This window comes from Allobosea sp. TND4EK4 (assembly GCF_900156025.1).
In the GTDB taxonomy this organism is placed as follows: Bacteria; Pseudomonadota; Alphaproteobacteria; order Rhizobiales; family Beijerinckiaceae; genus Allobosea.
Window position 1 is genome coordinate 295,430 of sequence record NZ_FTMO01000002.1, and the last position, 16,558, is coordinate 311,987.

The window sequence follows — 16,558 nt, forward strand, 5'->3', positions numbered from 1 at the left end:
TCGTGTTCCAGCAAAACGGATTCGCACTCAGCGGCTTGCACCCCGCGCCTGAATCGTCGCTTCAGGCTTCGGCCGGGCTTCGCCCCGCCAAATCCTACCGCGGCAGGTTCAGCCGCCCGCCGGTCAGCGGCTCCGGCACGCCTGTGGTGCCCGGCAGGCTGAGCGGCAGGCCTTTCACAGAGCGGATCGCGAGATAACCGAAGGTCTGTGCCTCGATCACGTCGCCGGCCCAGCCGGCGGCCTCCACCGGCTCGACCGGCACGCCGAGGCGCTCTGCGAAGCGTTGCATGAAATGCCGGTTGAGCCGGCCGCCGCCCGTCACCAGCCAGCGTTTGGGCCGCTTCGGCACATGCCGCAGCGCGTCGACCACGCTCTCGATGGTGAAGGCCGCCAGCGTCGCCGCCCCATCCGCATCCGACAGGGGCTCGACCACCTGGGCCCGGCGGTGGAAGTCGTTCCGGTCCAGCGATTTCGGGGCCGGACGCTCGAAATAGGGATTGGTCATGAACGCGGTGACGAGATCCTCCCGCACGGTTCCGCTCGCGGCAAGCTCACCATCGGCATCGAAGGCCTGCCCTCGCCGCTTCAGCACGAAATCGTCGAGGATCGCGCTCGCGGGCCCCGTGTCGAAGGCGATGACCTCCTCGCCATCGATATAGGTGACGTTGCCGACGCCGCCGAGGTTCAGCACCATCACCGGCTGGTCCAGCCTTTGCGCCAGCGCCTGGTGATAGAGCGGCGCGAACGGCGCGCCTTCGCCACCAGCCGCCACATCCGCATGGCGGAAGCGATCGACGGTCGGGATTCCAAGCGCAGCGGCGACCGCCGGCCCGTCGATGAGCTGGCGGGTGAAGCGGATTTCCGGGCGATGATAGACGGTCTGGCCATGCAGGCCGACGAGATCGATGGTGGCCGGATCGAGCTTCTGCTCGGCCACGAAGCGCCGCACCGCGTCCAGATGGGCCGCCGTGACCGCTGCTTCGAGCTCCATCAAGGGGTCGTCGACGGCCCGCTCGGGAGCGGCGATCAAGTCCTGCAGGGCCTGGCGGGTCGCCGGCGGATAGGCATATCCGGCGCCGGGACCAAAGCTCAGCTGCTCGCGCCCGTCGCTGGTCACGATCGAGACGTCGATCGCGTCCATCGAGGTGCCGCTGATCACGCCGATCGCGGTCAATACCGGCTTGTCGAGATCGCGCATCGTTTCGGCCCTTCCCCCTGCCTGCTTTGCCGTGCAAAGGCTTGCATCGGCTCTAGGCGATCGGCTAAGCGTTGTCCAGATTGGTCCATAAGTGGTCCACCTGCGACACTGCCGGTGCCACATCATAAGCGAGGGGTGGGTCATGCATCGCGACGTCCGTCAGGGTTCCAAGCTCTCCCGCCGCCTGCGCTGCGGCATCGCCGCCGCCGCTTTCCTGCTCGCTGCCGGAACAGCCGGCGCCCAGACGCTCGAGGTTGCCGTCGAGGCTTCTCCGGCCGGGCTCGACCCGCATATCGTCACCGCCTTCGCCTCCTCCCAGATCGTGCTGGGTCCGATCTATGAAGGGCTGACCGCGCTCGACAAGGACCTGAACATCGTCCCGGGCCTGGCCCAATCCTGGACCATGTCGGCGGACGGCAAGACCGTCACCTTCAAGCTGCGCCCCGGCGTCACCTTCCATGACGGCAAGCCGATGGAAGCGGAGGATGTCGCCTCCTCGCTGCGCCGCGTCGTCTCGAAGGATGTCGGCTCGCCGCTTGCCAGCCGCCTCGCCGCGATGGAGAGTGCCACCGCCGTCGATGCCACGACGCTTGAGCTGAAGCTGAAGGAGCCCTCGGCCCCGCTGCTCGCCTCGCTCACCGGCATCGCCATCGTCCCGCGCGGGCTGGAGGCCAACAAGGATGCGCTCCAGCGCGCGCCGGTCGGCACCGGCCCGTTCAAGTTCGAGGAATGGCGGCCCAACGGCTTCATCCGCCTTGCCAAGCATGCCGGCTACTGGAACGCCGCCGGAGTGAAGCTCGCCGGGGTGAAGTTCAACTTCGTGCCGGAGGCCGCGACCCGTGCCGTCGGCATCGGCAACGGCCAGTTCGCCCTGCTGCCGCATATCGACGCCGCCACGGCGATGCAGCTCGAAGGCAAGCCGAATGTCACGATGCAGAAGACGCAGGAGCTCGCCTACACCCTGATCGGCATGAACGTCTCCAAGCCGCCCTTTGACAATGCGAAGGTCCGCGAGGCGCTGAACTACGCGCTGAACCGCAAGGAGATCATCGACGCCGCTTTGTTCGGCGCCGGCGCGCCGGCCGCGCCGCTTCCACCCGTGCTCAAGGACTGGGCCGTCGAAGTGAAGGACCTGCCCTGCTACGCCTATGACCCGGCCAAGGCCCAGGCGCTGCTCAAGGAATCCGGCGTCGCCCTGCCGATCAGCGTCAGCATGACGATGCTGCCCCGACAGGATATCCGCGACATCGCCCAGGTGGTGCAGCAGCAACTCGGCAAGGTCGGCATCAAGGTCGAGCTGAAGAATCCCGAGCTCGGCCAGTTCGTGCAGGACTGGCGCAACTCCAACTTCGACCTCTTCGCCTCGACCAATGCCGGCAGCATCGAGCCGGACGATTATTTCTACCGCGCCTTCCGCACCGGCGGCTCGACCAACGTGTTCAAATATTCGAACCCCGAGCTCGACGCCCTGCTCGACAAGGGCCGCGCGACGCTCGACAAGCCGGCGCGCCAGACGATCTATCGCGACGTGCAGAAGATCCTCGGCTGCACCGGCCCGGCCGCGCATATCGCCTACCCGACGCTGTTCAGCGCCGTACGCGGCAATCTGCAGGGCTACCAGATCTACGCCAACCGCTCGCTCGTCTCCCTCGGCGGCGCCAGCCTGCGCTGACGCCTCAAGGACGGCTCCAGGGATCGAGGCATGCTTCGCCATCTGCTCCAGCGCGGCCTCGATCTCGTCATCGTGCTGTTCGGGATTTCCGCGATCGTCTTCCTGATGATCCGGCTGATCCCGGGCGATGCGGTCGCGATCATGCTCGGCGCCAACACCGAAGTGACGCCGGAGCGGCTCGCCGCGATGCGCGCCGAACTCGGCTTGGACAAGCCGCTGATCGAGCAATACCTGTCATGGGTCGGCCGCGCGCTGCACGGTGATTTCGGCACCTCGATCTGGACCGGCCGCCCCGTCATCCAGGAAATCGCGGCGCAGATCTGGCCGACGCTGGAACTGACCTTTCTCGCCCTTCTGTTCGGCGCGGTGCTGGCTGTGCCGCTCGGCTGCCTGATGGCGCAATGGCGCGGCGGCAAGGCCGACCTCGTGCTGCGGCTCGGTGCCATCGCGGGGCTGACCATCCCCTCGTTCTGGCTCGGCATCGTCATGCTGATCGCCGTCGCCGCCTGGCTGCCGGGCTTCGCCTCGCTGGGCTATGTGCCGTTTTCGGAAGACCCGCTCGGCAATCTCCAGCGCATGCTTCTGCCGGCGGTCGCGCTGGCCTTGCCGATCCTCGCCAACCTCTCGCGCCTCGTCCGCTCGGCGATGCTGGATGCGCTCGGGCAGGACTATGTCCGCACCGCCCGCGCCAAGGGGCTGGCCGAGAACGCGGTGCTCTACCGCCATGCCCTGCGCAACGCATTGATCCCCTTCGTCACCAGTGTCGGCATCATGGCGGGCTATCTCTTGGGCGGCGCCATCGTGGTCGAGCAGGTCTTCTCGATCCCCGGCCTCGGGCGCCTCATCCTTGGGGCCATCGCCGAGCGCAACTACCCGCTGGTGCAGGCGACGATCCTCGTCGTCACCGTCGGTTTCGTCGCGGTCAACGCGCTGGTCGATCTCGCCTATGCGCTGATCGACCCGCGGCTGAGGACGGCGTCGTGAGCCAGAGCCGCCGCATCGCGCTGGTCGCAGGTATCTTCGTGGCCTTGCAGATCGCGCTCGCCGTCAGTGCGCCGCTGATCGCGCCCTATGATCCGCTGGCCCAGGACATCGTCGCCCGCCTCAAAGGCCCCAGCCTCGCCCACTGGCTCGGCACCGACCATCTCGGCCGCGACATCCTCTCGCGCATCCTCTACGGCTACCGCACGGCGCTGATCGCCTGCGGCATCGCGGTGGGTCTCGCCCTCGTGATCGGCGGCGGGTTCGGCCTGCTCGCGGCCTTCTATCGCGGCTGGTGCGAGCGCATCGTCATGCGCGCGATGGACATCCTCTTCGCCTTCCCGGTGATGCTGCTGGCGATCGGCATCATCGCCATGCTCGGCCCGCGGACGGAGAGCGCCGCCATCGCCATCGCCGTGGTCTATGTGCCGATCTTCGCCCGCCTGCTGCGCGGCCCCGCGCTGGTGCTGATGGAGAGCGATTTCGTGGCCGGCGCGCGCTCGATCGGCGCTGGCGACCTGCGGATCATGCTGCGCCATATCCTGCCGAACCTCGCCTCCGTCATCCTGGTCCAGACCTCGCTGCTGCTTTCGGCCGCGATCCTGGTCGAGGCCTCGCTCTCCTTTCTCGGACTCGGCACCCAGCCGCCGACTCCTTCGCTCGGGCTGATGCTGGCCGAGGGTCGCAACTTCGTGCTGCTCTCCCCCTGGAACGCGATCTTCGCCGGCCTCGGCATCCTGCTGCTCTCGCTCGGCTTCAACCTGCTTGGCGACGCGCTGCGCGACGAGCTCGACCCGCGCCTGCGGGACCGGACATGATCCGGCGGGCCCGCGCCGAAGACATCCCCGCCGCCGCGGCGTTGATGGCCAAGGCCTATGCCGTGCATTTCCGCCCGATCATCGGCGAGGCGGCGCTGGGTTTCGACCAGGCCCATTTCGAGGCCCGCTTCGCCCGCGATCTGGCGGATCTGACCGTCTTCGACGACGGCGGCATCGAAGGCCTGCTCCTCCTCGCCGGGGGCCACATCGCCATGCTCTTCGCCGCGACGCCCGGCGGCGGCCATGGCACCGCCCTTCTCGCTCATGCCGAGGCGCAAGGCGCGCGCTCGCTCGAAGTCTTCGGCACCAATGACCGCGCGCGGCGCTTCTATGAGCGGGCTGGCTGGCGGGTGGCGAGTGAGTATCAGCGTGAATTCGCCGGAGCGGAGCACCGCTTTCTGCGCTACGAGAAACACTCATCCAGCAAGCGTGGGGAATCCCTCTCCTGCAAGGAGAGGGATGGGGGTGAGGTGTAGGCCGATGACCCAGTTTGCCTTGCCTTCGCCGCGGTCAGTCAGGTGGGGCTTCGCCTCAAACGGGCCTGCCCCTCGCCCTGCCCTCTCCCTCCGGGAGAGGGTTCCCCCCGCCTAGACTGCCCGCCTTGGAGAGGCTCGTCTCTGATGGAAAAGCTCCTGATCCGCGGCGGCAATCGCCTGTCCGGAACCGTCGACATCCGCGGCGCCAAGAATGCCGCCCTGCCCGCCTTCGCCGCCTCCCTGCTCTCCGACAAGCCGTTGACCCTGCGCAACCTGCCGGACGTGGTCGATGTCCGCACCATGCAGGCGCTGATGGAAGGCTATGGCGTCGTGGTCTCGGGCCGCTCGACCGACACGCTGACCTTCGATGCAGCCGGCGCCGCGCCGCGCGAGGCGAGCTACGACATCGTCCGCAAGATGCGCGCGACCATTCTGGTGCTCGGCCCGCTGGTCGCCCGGTTCGGCCGGGCGCGTGTCTCGCTGCCCGGCGGCTGCGCCATCGGTGCGCGACCGGTGGATCTGCACATCAAGGCGCTGGAAGCGCTCGGCGCCACGATCACGGTCACGGGCGGCTATATCGAGGCCGCCGCGCCGAATGGCCTCACCGGCGCGCGGATCGTCTTCCCCTTCTCCTCGGTCGGCGCGACCGAGACCGCGCTGCTGGCGGCAAGCCTCGCCCGCGGCGAGACCGAAATCGTCAACGCCGCCAAGGAGCCGGAGGTCGCCGATCTCGCGCAATGCCTGCGCGCCATGGGCGTGACGATCGAGGGCCTCGGCACGCATCGCCTGCTTGTCCAGGGCACGAGCACGCTGCGAACCGCGAGCCACGAGATCGTCGCCGACCGCATCGAGGCCGGCACCTATGCCGTCGCAGCCGCCATCACCGGCGGCGAGCTCGAGCTGGTCGGAGCGAGGCTGGAGCATCTGGCTGCTGTCGGCGAGGCGCTCGAGGCGGCGGGCGTCCGGCTCTGGCCGAGCGACCGGGGCCTGATGGTGACGCGGCCGGGCGCGCTCAGCGGCATCGACGTGATGACCCAGGCCTATCCCGGCTTCTCGACCGATCTGCAGGCGCAGTTCATGGCGCTGATGTGCGTGGCGGAGGGCACATCGCTGATCCGCGAGACGGTGTTCGAGAACCGCTTCATGCATGTGCCCGAGCTTGTCCGGCTCGGCGCCGACATCACCCTGAAGGGCACCAGCGCCACGGTGCGCGGCGTCGGCCGCCTGAAGGCGGCGCCGGTGATGGCGACCGACCTGCGCGCCTCCGTCAGCCTCGTGCTCGCAGGCCTCGTCGCCGAGGGCGAGACGATTGTCAGCCGCATCTACCATCTCGATCGCGGCTATGAGGCGCTCGACCGCAAGCTGAAGCGCTGCGGCGCCGATATCGAGCGGGTGCCCGCATGAGCGCCGTGCCGCTTTATCTCGGAGTCGATGGCGGCGGCACCGGCTGTCGCTGCCGGCTGGAGACGGCCGAAGGCGAGGTGCTGGGCTCCGGCATCGCCGGCCCCGCCTCGCTGCGGCTGGGGCAGGAAATCTCGCTCGCAGCGGTGTTGCAGGCGACACGCGGCGCACTGGCGGAAGCCGGCTTGAGCGAGACCGATCTGAACCGCATCCATGCCGGCATCTGCCTCGCCGGGATTGGCCGCAAGGGCGCGCGGGAAGGGCTTGCGGCCTGGCAAAGCCCCTTCGCCCAGGCCATCTTCGAGAGCGACGGGCTCGGCGCCTGCCTCGGTGCCCATGCCGGCGAGGATGGCGGCATCGTCATCGTCGGCACCGGCTCGATCGGGCTCGCCCGGATCGCCGGCGCGGAGCTGCGCATCGGCGGCTACGGCTTTCCGATCGGCGACGAGGGCAGCGGTGCCGATCTCGGCCTCGCGGCGATCCGGGTCGCGCTGCGCGCCCATGACGGGCGCGAGCCCGCCACCCGCTTCACCCGCGACGTGCTCGCCCGCTTCGAGGGCGATCCCTTCGAGGTCGTGGCCTGGATGGACAAGGCCCACGCCACCGACTACGCGACGCTCGCCCCACTGGTGCTGCGTCACGCCGATCTCGGCGACGCCCACGCCCGCTCCATCATGCAGAACGCGGCGGCCATGATCGATGCGATGGTGCGCACCTTGTTCGACCGCGACGTGCCCCGCGTCAGCCTGATCGGCGGCCTGTCTTCCGCCATGGAAGCCTGGCTCGCCCCCGATGTCCGCCGCAGGCTCTCCCCCGTTCAGGGCGACGCGATTGCGGGCGCCCTCTCTCTGGTGCGCGGCCGCCGGTAAGCTTCAGCGCAGCCGCGCGGCGAGAAAGTCCACGAAGGCGCGGACGCGCGCCGGGATGCTCGCGCCACCGACGAAGACGGCGTGGATCATTTCGACATCGCCGGGATTGAACGCCTCCAGGATCGGAACGAGCCGCCCGTCCGCGATCTCCTGCGCGACGCTGAAGGCGCCGACGCGGGCGATGCCGACCCCGATCGCCGCGAGCTGCCCCAGAGTCTCGCCATTATTCGCCTCGATCGTGCCCTTCACGCTCAGGGCGAAGTCGCGGCCATTGCGCACGAAGGGCCAGACGGGCTCGACCCGCCGGAAGTTGAAGTTCAGGCAGTTATGGCCGTGCAGGTCCTCCGGCATCTGCGGCATGCCGAAGCGGGCGAGATAATCGGGCGAGGCGACGATGACCCGCCGTGTTTCGCCCAGCTTGCGGGCGGTGAGCGTACTGTCGGCAAGCGGCCCGAAGCGCACTGCCACATCGGCCTGTCCGGCGGCGACATCGATCACCGCATCGGTCAGCGCGATGTCGACGAGGATATGCGGGTAGAGCGCCGCGAATTCGCCGAGCAGCGGCACGACGCAGAGCCGACCATGGGAATGCGCCGCGCTGACACGCAGGCGCCCGCGAGGCGTTCCCTGATCGGCGATCTGCTGCTCGGCATCGTCGAGATCGGCGAGGATGCGCCGCGCCGCCTGCAGATAGCTTTGCCCTTCGGCGGTCAGGGTCAGCGCCCGGGTCGAACGCAGCAGAAGCCGCACGCCGAGCCGAGACTCGATGCGGTCGACGGTGCGGCTGACGGCCGAGGGGCTGAGCCCAAGCTGCCGCGCCGCGCCCGAAAAGCTACCCTGCTCGACGACCGCGGCGAACATCGCCAGCGCATGGGCCCTGTCGGAGCTGGGCTGCATCTTTGCGTTCATCGCAAATATCCTAGGCTGAATCAGCCCATAACCACCGGCTGACCCGGTGTCTATCTGTGCCTCACCCTCGCAAAGGAAGAGTGAGCCATGGACTATCGTCAACTGGGATCGTCGGGGCTGCGCGTGCCGGCCCTGAGCTTCGGCACCGGCACCTTCGGCGGCGAGGGGCCGCTGTTCAGCGCCTGGGGCCAGAGCGATGCGCGCGAGGCGCGCCGCCTGATCGACATCTGCCTCGAGGCCGGCGTGACGCTGTTCGACACCGCGGATGTCTACTCGAACGGCGCCTCCGAAGAAATTCTCGGCGAGGCTCTGCGCGGGCGCCGCGGCGACGTGCTGATCTCGACCAAAACCGGCCTGCCCATGGGCGACGGCCCGCAGGATTGGGGCGTGTCGCGCGCGCGGCTCATCCGCGCGGTCGAGGCCGCGCTGAAGCGCCTCGGCACCGATCATCTCGACCTGCTGCAGCTCCACGCCTTCGATGCCTCGACCCCGGTCGAGGAGCTGATGGGCACGCTCGACGGGCTGATCGCACAGGGCAAGCTGCGTTATGCCGGAGTCTCCAATTACCCCGGCTGGCAGTTGATGAAGGCGCAGGCCGTGGCGGACCGCCATGGCTGGCCGCGCTTCGTCGCCCATCAGGTCTACTACTCGTTGATCGGGCGCGCTTATGAGGACGAGCTGATGCCGCTGGGGCTCGACCAGGGCATCGGCGCGCTGGTCTGGAGCCCGCTCGGCTGGGGCCGCCTGACCGGCAGGATCGGGCGCGACAGGCCGATCCCGGCCGGCAGCCGCCTGCACGAAACCGAACAATTCGCACCGCCCGTCGAGACCCAGCATCTCTACCGCGTCATCGACGCGATCGAGATTGTCGCCGCCGAGACCGGTCGCACCGTGCCGCAGATCGCGCTCAACTGGCTGCTGCGGCGCCCCACCGTATCCTCCGTGATCATCGGCGCGCGCAACGAGGAACAGCTGCGCCAGAATCTCGAAGCGGTCGGCTGGTCGCTGACGCCCGAGCAGGTCGCGGCGCTCGATGCGGCGAGCGAGGTGCTCCCGCCCTATCCCCACACCCCCTATCGGCAGCAGGAGGGCTTTGCCCGCCTCGCCCCGCGCGCCGTCTGAGGCCTCGTGATGAAACTCAATCCCGGATTGATCGCGCTGTCCGTCGGCGCCTTCGGCATCGGCGTCACCGAATTCGCGCCGATGGGGCTGCTGCCCATCATCGCCAACGACCTCGGAGTCTCGATTCCCAGCGCGGGGCTGCTGATCAGCGCCTATGCGCTGGGCGTGATGATCGGCGCCCCGCTGATGACGCTGACGACCGGCCGCGTGCCGCGACGCAGGCTGCTGATCGCGCTCGCCGGCATCTTCACCGCCGGCAACCTGCTGGCGGCCGTGTCGGATGGCTACGGCATGCTGCTGGCGGCGCGCCTGCTCACCTCCTTCAACCACGGCGCCTTCTTCGGAGTGGGCTCGATCGTGGCCGCAAGCCTCGTCCCGCCGCAGCGGCAGGCCGGGGCTGTCGCAGCCATGTTCATGGGCCTGACCATCGCCAATGTCGTCGGCGTGCCGCTCGCCACCTGGGCCGGGGAGCATCTCGGCTGGCGCGCCTCCTTCTGGGGCATCTCGGCGCTCGGCGTGCTGACCATGGTGGCGCTGCGGCTGACGCTGCCGCCGCTGCCGGCGCCGAAAGGGGCGAAGGTCATGGCGGAGCTGCGGGCCCTGACCCGCGGCGCCGTGCTCGGCGCGCTGGCCCTGACGGTGATCGCATCGAGCGCGATGTTCACCGTTTTCACCTATATCGCGCCGATCCTGCGGGATGCGACGAAAGCCTCCCCCGCCTTCGTCACGGCGATGCTGTTCACCTATGGCGTCGGCCTGACGCTGGGCAACTGGCTCGGAGGCCGCTTCGCCGACCGCTCGGTCGACCGGACGCTGGTTGTGACCCTGGCGTCGCTCACCGCCGTGCTCGTGGCCTTCGCGATGCTGATGGGGCAAGCCGCTGTGAGCGCCGTGCTGATCTTCCTCTGGGGGATCGCGAGCTTCGCCCTGGTCCCGCCGCTGCAGGTGCGGGTGATGTCGGCGGCCTCCGACGCGCCGAACCTGGCCTCGGCCGTCAATATCGGTGCGTTCAACCTCGGCAACGCCGCGGGCGCGGCGCTCGGCGGCGGGGTCATCGCCATGGGCTGGGGCTATCCGGCGGTGGCGCTGGCGGGAGCCGCGACCTCGGCGCTCGGCCTCCTCGCTGTCCTCATCGGGACCCGCCGGACCGAGCAGGCTCCGGCGGCGCAGCTCGGCGAAGCGGGCTGCCGATGAACCGCCTGGCGGGAGAGTGGGCTCCCGCCTCCAGCCCCATGGATCAGGCTCCGCGCAGGGCGATCAGCTCGACATCGATCGTCTTGGCCCGGAAGCCGGCCTCGCAATAGCAGAGATAGAATTCCCACAACCGCCGGAACGCGTCGTCGAAGCCCAGCGGCGCGATCTCGTGCCAACGTTCATGGAAGCGGCGGCGCCATTCCTTGAGGGTGTGGGCATAGCTCTCGCCGAAGCCGAGTTCCTCGGCGACCGCGAACCCTGCGGAGGCGGCCTGGCGGCGCAAGGCGGCCACGGACGGCAGGCAGCCGCCGGGGAAGATGTAGCGCTGGATGAAGTCGGTACCCTGCTGGTAGCTCTCGAAGATCGCATCCTCGATCGTGATCGCCTGCAGCACCACCCGTCCGCCCGGCTTCAGCGATCGCGCCAGCGTGGCGAAATAGGACGGCCAATAGGCACGGCCGACCGCCTCGATCATCTCGATCGAGACGATGCGGTCGAACTCGCCGGTGATGTCGCGATAATCCTGCAGCCGCAGCTCGACCTGCCTGCTCAGCCCCGCCGCATCGACGCGGCTTTGCGCGGCTTCGAGCTGGGCGGGCGACAGCGTGATGGCCGTCACCCGGCAACCTTCGCGCGCGAGCCGCTCGGCCAGTGCTCCCCAGCCGCAACCGATCTCCAGGACATGCTCGCCCCCGGACAGGTCGAGCATCGCGACGATCCTGTCGAGCCTCCTCTGCTGGGCGATCTCGAGCGTCTCGGCCGGGTGCGCGTAGAGCGCCGAGGAATACATCATGCTCTCGTCGAGCCAGCGGCGGTAGAAGTCGTTGCCGAGGTCGTAATGCGCCGTGATGTTGCGGCGGCTTCCCTTGCGGGTGTTGGCGTTGAGCAGGTGCCTCGTGCGGTTGAGCAGGCGAGCGGGCCAGCTGCCGGAGACGAGTTCGCGCAAGGTAGCGTCGTTCCGCGCGCCGAGCTCGATCAGGGCGGTGAGATCGGGCGTTTGGAGATCGCCGTCGCGATAGGCTTCGGCGAGGCCGATATCGCCATCGATCAGGAGCCGGCGTATCGAGCGCCAGTTGCGCAGGATCAGGGTCGCCTGCGGGCCGGGCGCGGCGGGGCCGCTGCACAGGCGCTCGCCATCCGGCGTGAAGATCGTCAGCTGGCCGATCGCGATGCGCGACAGCAACCGGCGCAGGAACCAGCGTGAGAGGCTGAGGCCGCGCGGCAACGCGAACTCCTGTGCGGCCAAGCGGAGGGGGCGGTCGGTTTCGGGCCGGCTCATGGCTGCAACGGTCCTTTCGCATGGGGTGCCGCGGCGCTGCCGAGGGTGAAGCCGCGGGCCGGCGCTGCCGGATGAGGCCGCCAGCGGATCCGCTTCGCCAGCAGCCGCACGGCGTGCCAGTGAATGGCGGCAGTCACCTTGAGGGTGAGGAGCGGATGCGTGACCAGCAGGCGCAGCAGCGCGGTATCGCTCAGGGCCACCCGTTCGCCGCTCAGAACAGCCGCGATCATGCGGCCTTCGCCGTCCTGGGCGTCGATGGCGATGGAGACACGCGCGTCGGGCGGCGTGACCGTGAAGGCGTAGCGCATGTCGAGTCCCATGAAGGGCGAGACATGGAAGACCTTCCCGGCCTCCTGCCGCAGCACACCGCCGTCGAGGACGGCCGGAGCGACATAGCTGTGGACCTCGCCGAAGGTGTTGTGCACCTCGTAGACGGTCGCGCACAGGCTGCCGTCGCGGCGGTAGCAGAAATACGTGCTGAGCGGGTTGAAGGCATAGCCGAGGATGCGCGGCATGGTCAGCAGCCGGATCGGCCCGCCATCATGCGCGATCCCGGCCTCGGCCAGCATCGCCTCGACCTGCGGCCGCAGCGGCTTCCCGCTGCGGTCCCCGTAATCCGCATCGCGGAAGCTGTAGAGGTTGAAGCGGTCGCGCGAGAACAGCCTGAGCTCGCCCGCGAGCCCGTCGATCTCGTCGAGGTCGAGCAGCGTCCAGAACACGCGGTAGGACAATGCATGGGGCCGGGGCCGGAAGCGGTGGTGTCGCACCCGGCCGACATAGAGGGCGGAACGCTCTTTCACGCAGCCCGCTCCAGCGGCAGCGAGGCCGGAATGCGTCCCGACTCGTCGCGCACCTGCCAGGGCCTCCGCACGCCGCCGAGCGCTTCGGCGACGGCAAGACCGGCCTGCAGGCCATCCTCATGGAAGCCCGAGCCGAAATAGGCGCCGCAGAACCAGCTCCGCCGGGCGCCCTGCAGCGACCAGAGGCTTTGCTGCGCGCCGAGTGCGGCGGCGTCGAACAACGGGTGCTCGTACATCTCCTCATGCAGGACCGTCCCGGCGCGCAGGGTCTCCGGCGGGTTGAGGGTGACGAAGAGGGGCTGCGCCTCAGGCAGGCCCTGAAGCCGGTTCATCCAGTAGGTGACCGCGCAGGCTGCGTCAGGCCGGACCCGCTCGCCGAGATGGTTCCAGCTCGCCCAGGCCCGGCGACGCTTCGGCATCAGCGCCGCATCGCCATGCAGCACGGCCCGGTTGCGGCTGTAGCGGAAGGCGCCGAGGGCTTCGCTCTCCGCCGTCCCGGGATCGGCCAGCATCGCGAGAGCCTGGTCGGCATGGCAGGCGAAGACGACATGGTCGAAGCTCTCGCTCCAGCCTTCGCCGGTCAGCACGACGTCGTTGGGCCCGCGCCGGACCTGCCGCACCGGGGCGGCCGTTCTGGCTTCGCCGGAGAAAGCCGCGCGCAGCTTCTGCACATAGACATCGCTGCCACCGCTCACTGTTCGCCAGACCGGCCTGTCGGTGAGCTTGAGCAGCCCGTGATTGTGATGGAAGCGGAGGAAGGCGGCGGCCGGATAGGACAGGATTTCCGCGCAAGGCGCCGACCAGATCGCGGCGGCCATCGGCAGGAGATGATCGTCGCGGAACGCCTCGCCATAGCCGCCGGCGGCGAGATAATCACCGAGCGAAAGACCTGGGGCGACGTCGGCGGCCGCATCGCGGGAGGCGTTGCGATAGAAGCGGGTGAGGTCCCGCAGCATCGACCAGAAGCGCGGGCGCACCAGATTGCCGCGTTGGGCGAAGAGACCATCCAGGCTGGTGCCGCTATATTCGAGCTGCCCCGCGTCGAGCGAGACGGCGAAGGACATCTCCGTCGGCTGCGTCGCGACGCCGAGATGCTCCATCAGCGCGGCGAAGTTCGGATAGGTCGACTCGTTATAGACGATGAAGCCCGTATCGACCGGGGTTTCCCCGGCAGGCCCGGAGATGCGTACGGTGTTCGCGTGCCCGCCGAGGCGGGGCGCCGCCTCGAACAGCACGACCTCATGCGCCTGTCCCAGAAGCCATGCGGCCGAGAGACCCGAGATACCGGCGCCGATCACGGCGATCCTCATCGGCCTGTACTGCGCTCGCCCCATCATCCGCTCTCGATTGTCCATGTCGGCTATACGCGGGGCGCGTCGGACTGGATTTGTCTCGCGGGCCAACAAAACCGTGGATCCCGGTGACCCGCCCCCGGCTTTCCTGCGTAACCGAAGAAGCCCGCTTTCCGGTAAGGGCCTGCCGCGGAGACATGGCACATGAAGCGTCTGACAGCGGCGATCGGCGCCTATGCGGCACATCGCGATCCGCGGGCCGCCATCGCCAACACCGTCGCGCTGGTCATCGTCTCGAACCAGCCCTTCTATCCGCTCTATCTGTATTGGGCGGTCTCGCCGGCCATCGCGCCGTCCTACCTCACATTCCTGTCGACGCCTCTCTTTTCCGCCGTTCCACTCGCCATGCGGCGAAGCCCGGTTCTCGGCCGCTCGCTGCTTGTCCTGGCCGGGATCGGCAACACTTTGCTCTGCCGGGCCGCCTTCGGTCCCGGTTCTGGGGTCGAGGTCTTCCTGTTCCCCTGCATCATGCTGGCAATGCTGCTGTTCCGGCGCTCCGAGCGCGGCTTGGCCATCGCTTTCACGGCGCTCGGCTTCGGCGCCTGTCTGCTGCCGGCCTCGCTGCTGGGGGCGCCGCTTCATGTCTATCAGCCGGCGGAATACGTGGCCTTGCAGCGCCTGAACTTTCTGAGCGCGGCCTCGCTGACCGCACTGATCGGCTGGCTCTTCGTCACCCGGCCCGGCACGAATTCGCCTCCGGACGAAACCGACCGGACCACCGGAGCGTAGACAGCAGGCACGCCCAGAAAGGAGATCGTCATGACGCGCCTTGTTGCTTTGGCCCTGGTCGCCCTTTCCGCCAGCGGGGCGGCTGCCAACGGTATCGACGGGACCTGGCTGCGCGACGACGGCAATGCCCGCGTCCGCATCGCACCCTGCGGCGACAAGGTCTGCGCCACCAATCTCTGGATCGGCGACACCAGCAAGGGTGAGGAGGTCGGCGACAAGCTGGTCATGACGCTGGCCAGGCAGCCTGACGGCACCTTCTCCGGCAGCGCCTACGACGCCAAGCGGGACCGAAGCTACGCAATGACCATCATCGCCAGGGAAGGCGAGTTGACGACCCGCGGCTGCATCGTCGGCGGCCTTCTTTGCCGGGACGTGAACTGGACGGCAGCCCCGTGAACCAGTGCCGCGTGAGCCGGTGCCGAAGGTATGGCCGCGCCTCCTGTGATCCGACCTGACGAGATCCGCGTATCTGTCCTATGGTTCCCGCACTCGCCCTGAATGTCGATGGGATGCGCAAGGCGAGAGCCATGGTGCAGAGAGGCCGGTCCGTCGTCTTGTTCGACCCCAATCGATTGATAGCCGCCATCGCCCGCTCGGGCGACAGGCAGGCTTTTGCCGAGCTGTTCGACCATTTCGCGCCGCGCGTGAAGGGACTGCTGATGCGCGGCGGGGCCTCGGCTGAGCTCGCCGAGGAGGTCGCTCAGGAGGCGCTGCTGGCGGTGTGGCGAAAGGCGGCCCTCTTCGATCCGACAAAAGCCAGTGCCTCGACCTGGATCGCCACGATCGCGCGCAACCTGCGCATCGACATCGCCCGCCGCGAGACACGCTCGCGCCTGTCGCAAGTTTACGAGATTTTGGATGAAGAAGACCCCGAACGCCCCGATGATGTGCTGTCCGGCGCCGAGCGCGAGGCGCGCGTGCGTGCCGCGATGAACCATCTTTCGCCCGATCAATACCGCGTGGTCGAGCTCGCCTTTCTGGAAGGCTTCAGCCACCAGGATGTCGCAAAGCGTCTGGCCATTCCGCTGGGAACCGTGAAATCCCGCTTGAGGCTGGCGCTTTCGCATCTGCGCGGCCGGCTGGAGGATTTGCGATGAGCGTCGTCCATCGCCCCTCGGACGAAACGCTCGCCGCCTTCGCGGGCGGGCAGCTCGATGAAGGGCTGGCCGTGGTCGTGGCCTGCCATGTCGCCGCCGATCGCCGCAGCCGCGAGCGCGTGCACGAGCTCGAGGCCGTGCAGGGCGCCTTGCTGGACCGGGTCGAGCCCGTGCCGATGACGGCCGGGCCGCCGGATCCGGAGCACAGGACGCCGGCCGGGCCTCACGATCCGGCAGGTTTGCCCACCGAGCCGGAAATGCCGGCGGTCCTGCGCCCCTATGGCCTCGGCCCGTGGCGGCCGATCGGCATCCGCATCGCCATGCGGCGCGTCGACGTCCCCCGCGCCGAGGCGCGCGTCTTCATGCTGCGCGCCGGGCCCGGCATCGCCCTGCCGCACCACAAGCACACCGGGTTCGAATGGACCACGATCCTCTCCGGCGCCTATGAGCATGAATATGGACGCTACGCGGCCGGCGATTTCGACGAGGCCGATGCGGAGCATGTGCATACGCCGCGCGTCGATCCCGTCGAAGGATGCACCTGCATCGTCGCGATGACCGGCGGCGTGCAGTTGCAGGGCTGGCTTGGCCGGCTGCTGCAACCGCTGGTGCGGTTTTGACGCTCGCATCCTTCGCAGCAGCCCTTGTTTTCGTGGCAGCG

The 16,558-nt window shown here is 68.7% G+C and carries 17 protein-coding genes; 12 read left to right on the plus strand and 5 right to left on the minus strand.

All coding sequences use genetic code 11. The features are described 5' to 3' along the window. Window positions 1-94: 94 nt before the first annotated feature. Window positions 95-1,198: an anhydro-N-acetylmuramic acid kinase gene (locus tag BW981_RS06350; protein ID WP_076437328.1), complete on the minus strand. Its 1,104-nt coding sequence runs from the start codon at window positions 1,196-1,198 to the stop codon at window positions 95-97. 142 nt (window positions 1,199-1,340) lie between these two features. Between BW981_RS06350 and BW981_RS06355 the strand changes: the two genes are divergently transcribed. The 6 genes from BW981_RS06355 (at window position 1,341) to BW981_RS06380 (ending at window position 7,415) form a co-directional block, all read left to right on the plus strand. After that, the gene (locus BW981_RS06355) at window positions 1,341-2,870 is read left to right on the plus strand and encodes an ABC transporter substrate-binding protein (protein WP_076437330.1); all 1,530 of its coding nucleotides are present in this window, start codon (window positions 1,341-1,343) and stop codon (window positions 2,868-2,870) included. A gap of 30 nt (window positions 2,871-2,900) precedes the next feature. Then, window positions 2,901-3,854 carry an ABC transporter permease gene (locus BW981_RS23240; protein WP_076437333.1) on the plus strand — a complete coding sequence of 318 codons (954 nt, stop codon included), beginning with the start codon at window positions 2,901-2,903 and terminating at the stop codon, window positions 3,852-3,854. Next, window positions 3,851-4,669 (plus strand): ABC transporter permease, encoded by an 819-nt coding sequence (locus tag BW981_RS23245; protein ID WP_076437334.1) that lies wholly within the window; start codon window positions 3,851-3,853, stop codon window positions 4,667-4,669. Before BW981_RS23240 ends, BW981_RS23245 begins: the two co-directional genes overlap by 4 nt. Continuing rightward, window positions 4,666-5,145, plus strand: coding sequence for a GNAT family N-acetyltransferase (locus BW981_RS06370; RefSeq protein WP_076437336.1), 480 nt, complete (start codon window positions 4,666-4,668; stop codon window positions 5,143-5,145). Before BW981_RS23245 ends, BW981_RS06370 begins: the two co-directional genes overlap by 4 nt. Window positions 5,146-5,289: 144 nt before the next feature. After that, on the plus strand, window positions 5,290-6,549 hold the full coding sequence (murA, locus tag BW981_RS06375) for a UDP-N-acetylglucosamine 1-carboxyvinyltransferase (RefSeq protein ID WP_076437338.1): 1,260 nt from the start codon (window positions 5,290-5,292) through the stop codon (window positions 6,547-6,549). Continuing rightward, a complete protein-coding gene (locus BW981_RS06380; RefSeq protein WP_076437340.1) occupies window positions 6,546-7,415 on the plus strand; it encodes a glucosamine kinase nucleotide-binding domain-containing protein in 870 nt (289 codons plus the stop codon). Before murA ends, BW981_RS06380 begins: the two co-directional genes overlap by 4 nt. 3 nt (window positions 7,416-7,418) lie before the next feature. Here BW981_RS06380 and BW981_RS06385 read toward each other — a convergent pair whose 3' ends face one another. After that, on the minus strand, window positions 7,419-8,324 hold the full coding sequence (locus BW981_RS06385; protein ID WP_076437343.1) for a LysR family transcriptional regulator: 906 nt from the start codon (window positions 8,322-8,324) through the stop codon (window positions 7,419-7,421). A gap of 87 nt (window positions 8,325-8,411) precedes the next feature. On the opposite strand from BW981_RS06385, the gene BW981_RS06390 reads away from it, so the two are divergent. Next, window positions 8,412-9,446, plus strand: a complete 1,035-nt coding sequence (locus BW981_RS06390; RefSeq protein ID WP_076437345.1) for an aldo/keto reductase — start codon at window positions 8,412-8,414, stop codon at window positions 9,444-9,446. Window positions 9,447-9,455: 9 nt separating this feature from the next. Then, complete coding sequence (locus BW981_RS06395) at window positions 9,456-10,640, plus strand: MFS transporter (protein WP_076437347.1); 1,185 nt, start codon at window positions 9,456-9,458, stop codon at window positions 10,638-10,640. Between the two features lie 43 nt (window positions 10,641-10,683). On the opposite strand, the gene BW981_RS06400 is transcribed toward BW981_RS06395, so the two are convergent. From BW981_RS06400 to BW981_RS06410, 3 genes are read right to left on the minus strand one after another with little or no spacing between them, the layout of a single operon-like run. Beyond that, entirely contained in the window at window positions 10,684-11,919 is a 1,236-nt protein-coding gene (locus BW981_RS06400) for an SAM-dependent methyltransferase (RefSeq protein WP_076437349.1), read from the minus strand. Continuing rightward, window positions 11,916-12,719: a DUF1365 domain-containing protein gene (locus BW981_RS06405; RefSeq protein WP_076437351.1), complete on the minus strand. Its 804-nt coding sequence runs from the start codon at window positions 12,717-12,719 to the stop codon at window positions 11,916-11,918. Before BW981_RS06405 ends, BW981_RS06400 begins: the two co-directional genes overlap by 4 nt. Then, window positions 12,716-14,029: an NAD(P)/FAD-dependent oxidoreductase gene (locus BW981_RS06410; protein ID WP_348521399.1), complete on the minus strand. Its 1,314-nt coding sequence runs from the start codon at window positions 14,027-14,029 to the stop codon at window positions 12,716-12,718. Before BW981_RS06410 ends, BW981_RS06405 begins: the two co-directional genes overlap by 4 nt. Before the next feature lie 186 nt (window positions 14,030-14,215). Here BW981_RS06410 and BW981_RS06415 point away from each other — a divergent pair, with 186 nt between their 5' ends. The 4 genes from BW981_RS06415 (at window position 14,216) to BW981_RS06430 (ending at window position 16,517) form a co-directional block, all read left to right on the plus strand. Then, window positions 14,216-14,800 carry a hypothetical protein gene (locus tag BW981_RS06415; protein WP_076437355.1) on the plus strand — a complete coding sequence of 195 codons (585 nt, stop codon included), beginning with the start codon at window positions 14,216-14,218 and terminating at the stop codon, window positions 14,798-14,800. 30 nt (window positions 14,801-14,830) lie between these two features. Next, on the plus strand, window positions 14,831-15,196 hold the full coding sequence (locus BW981_RS06420; protein ID WP_076437356.1) for a DUF2147 domain-containing protein: 366 nt from the start codon (window positions 14,831-14,833) through the stop codon (window positions 15,194-15,196). Between the two features lie 158 nt (window positions 15,197-15,354). After that, complete coding sequence (locus tag BW981_RS06425; RefSeq protein ID WP_244560241.1) at window positions 15,355-15,897, plus strand: sigma-70 family RNA polymerase sigma factor; 543 nt, start codon at window positions 15,355-15,357, stop codon at window positions 15,895-15,897. Further along, on the plus strand, window positions 15,894-16,517 hold the full coding sequence (locus BW981_RS06430; protein ID WP_076437358.1) for a ChrR family anti-sigma-E factor: 624 nt from the start codon (window positions 15,894-15,896) through the stop codon (window positions 16,515-16,517). The genes BW981_RS06425 and BW981_RS06430 overlap by 4 nt, the downstream gene beginning before the upstream one ends. The last annotated feature ends 41 nt before the right edge of the window (window positions 16,518-16,558 follow it).

Coding starts and splice junctions, on each gene's coding strand:
- BW981_RS06430 (WP_076437358.1), top strand. CDS start 15,894: ATGAGCGTCGTCCATCGCCCCTCGGACGAAACGCTCGCCGCCTTCGCG.
- BW981_RS23240 (WP_076437333.1), top strand. CDS start 2,901: ATGCTTCGCCATCTGCTCCAGCGCGGCCTCGATCTCGTCATCGTGCTG.
- murA (WP_076437338.1), top strand. CDS start 5,290: ATGGAAAAGCTCCTGATCCGCGGCGGCAATCGCCTGTCCGGAACCGTC.
- BW981_RS06380 (WP_076437340.1), top strand. CDS start 6,546: ATGAGCGCCGTGCCGCTTTATCTCGGAGTCGATGGCGGCGGCACCGGC.
- BW981_RS06370 (WP_076437336.1), top strand. CDS start 4,666: ATGATCCGGCGGGCCCGCGCCGAAGACATCCCCGCCGCCGCGGCGTTG.
- BW981_RS06350 (WP_076437328.1), bottom strand. CDS start 1,198: ATGCGCGATCTCGACAAGCCGGTATTGACCGCGATCGGCGTGATCAGC.
- BW981_RS06390 (WP_076437345.1), top strand. CDS start 8,412: ATGGACTATCGTCAACTGGGATCGTCGGGGCTGCGCGTGCCGGCCCTG.
- BW981_RS06400 (WP_076437349.1), bottom strand. CDS start 11,919: ATGAGCCGGCCCGAAACCGACCGCCCCCTCCGCTTGGCCGCACAGGAG.
- BW981_RS06415 (WP_076437355.1), top strand. CDS start 14,216: ATGAAGCGTCTGACAGCGGCGATCGGCGCCTATGCGGCACATCGCGAT.
- BW981_RS06395 (WP_076437347.1), top strand. CDS start 9,456: ATGAAACTCAATCCCGGATTGATCGCGCTGTCCGTCGGCGCCTTCGGC.
- BW981_RS06385 (WP_076437343.1), bottom strand. CDS start 8,324: ATGAACGCAAAGATGCAGCCCAGCTCCGACAGGGCCCATGCGCTGGCG.
- BW981_RS06420 (WP_076437356.1), top strand. CDS start 14,831: ATGACGCGCCTTGTTGCTTTGGCCCTGGTCGCCCTTTCCGCCAGCGGG.
- BW981_RS06355 (WP_076437330.1), top strand. CDS start 1,341: ATGCATCGCGACGTCCGTCAGGGTTCCAAGCTCTCCCGCCGCCTGCGC.
- BW981_RS06410 (WP_348521399.1), bottom strand. CDS start 14,029: ATGAGGATCGCCGTGATCGGCGCCGGTATCTCGGGTCTCTCGGCCGCA.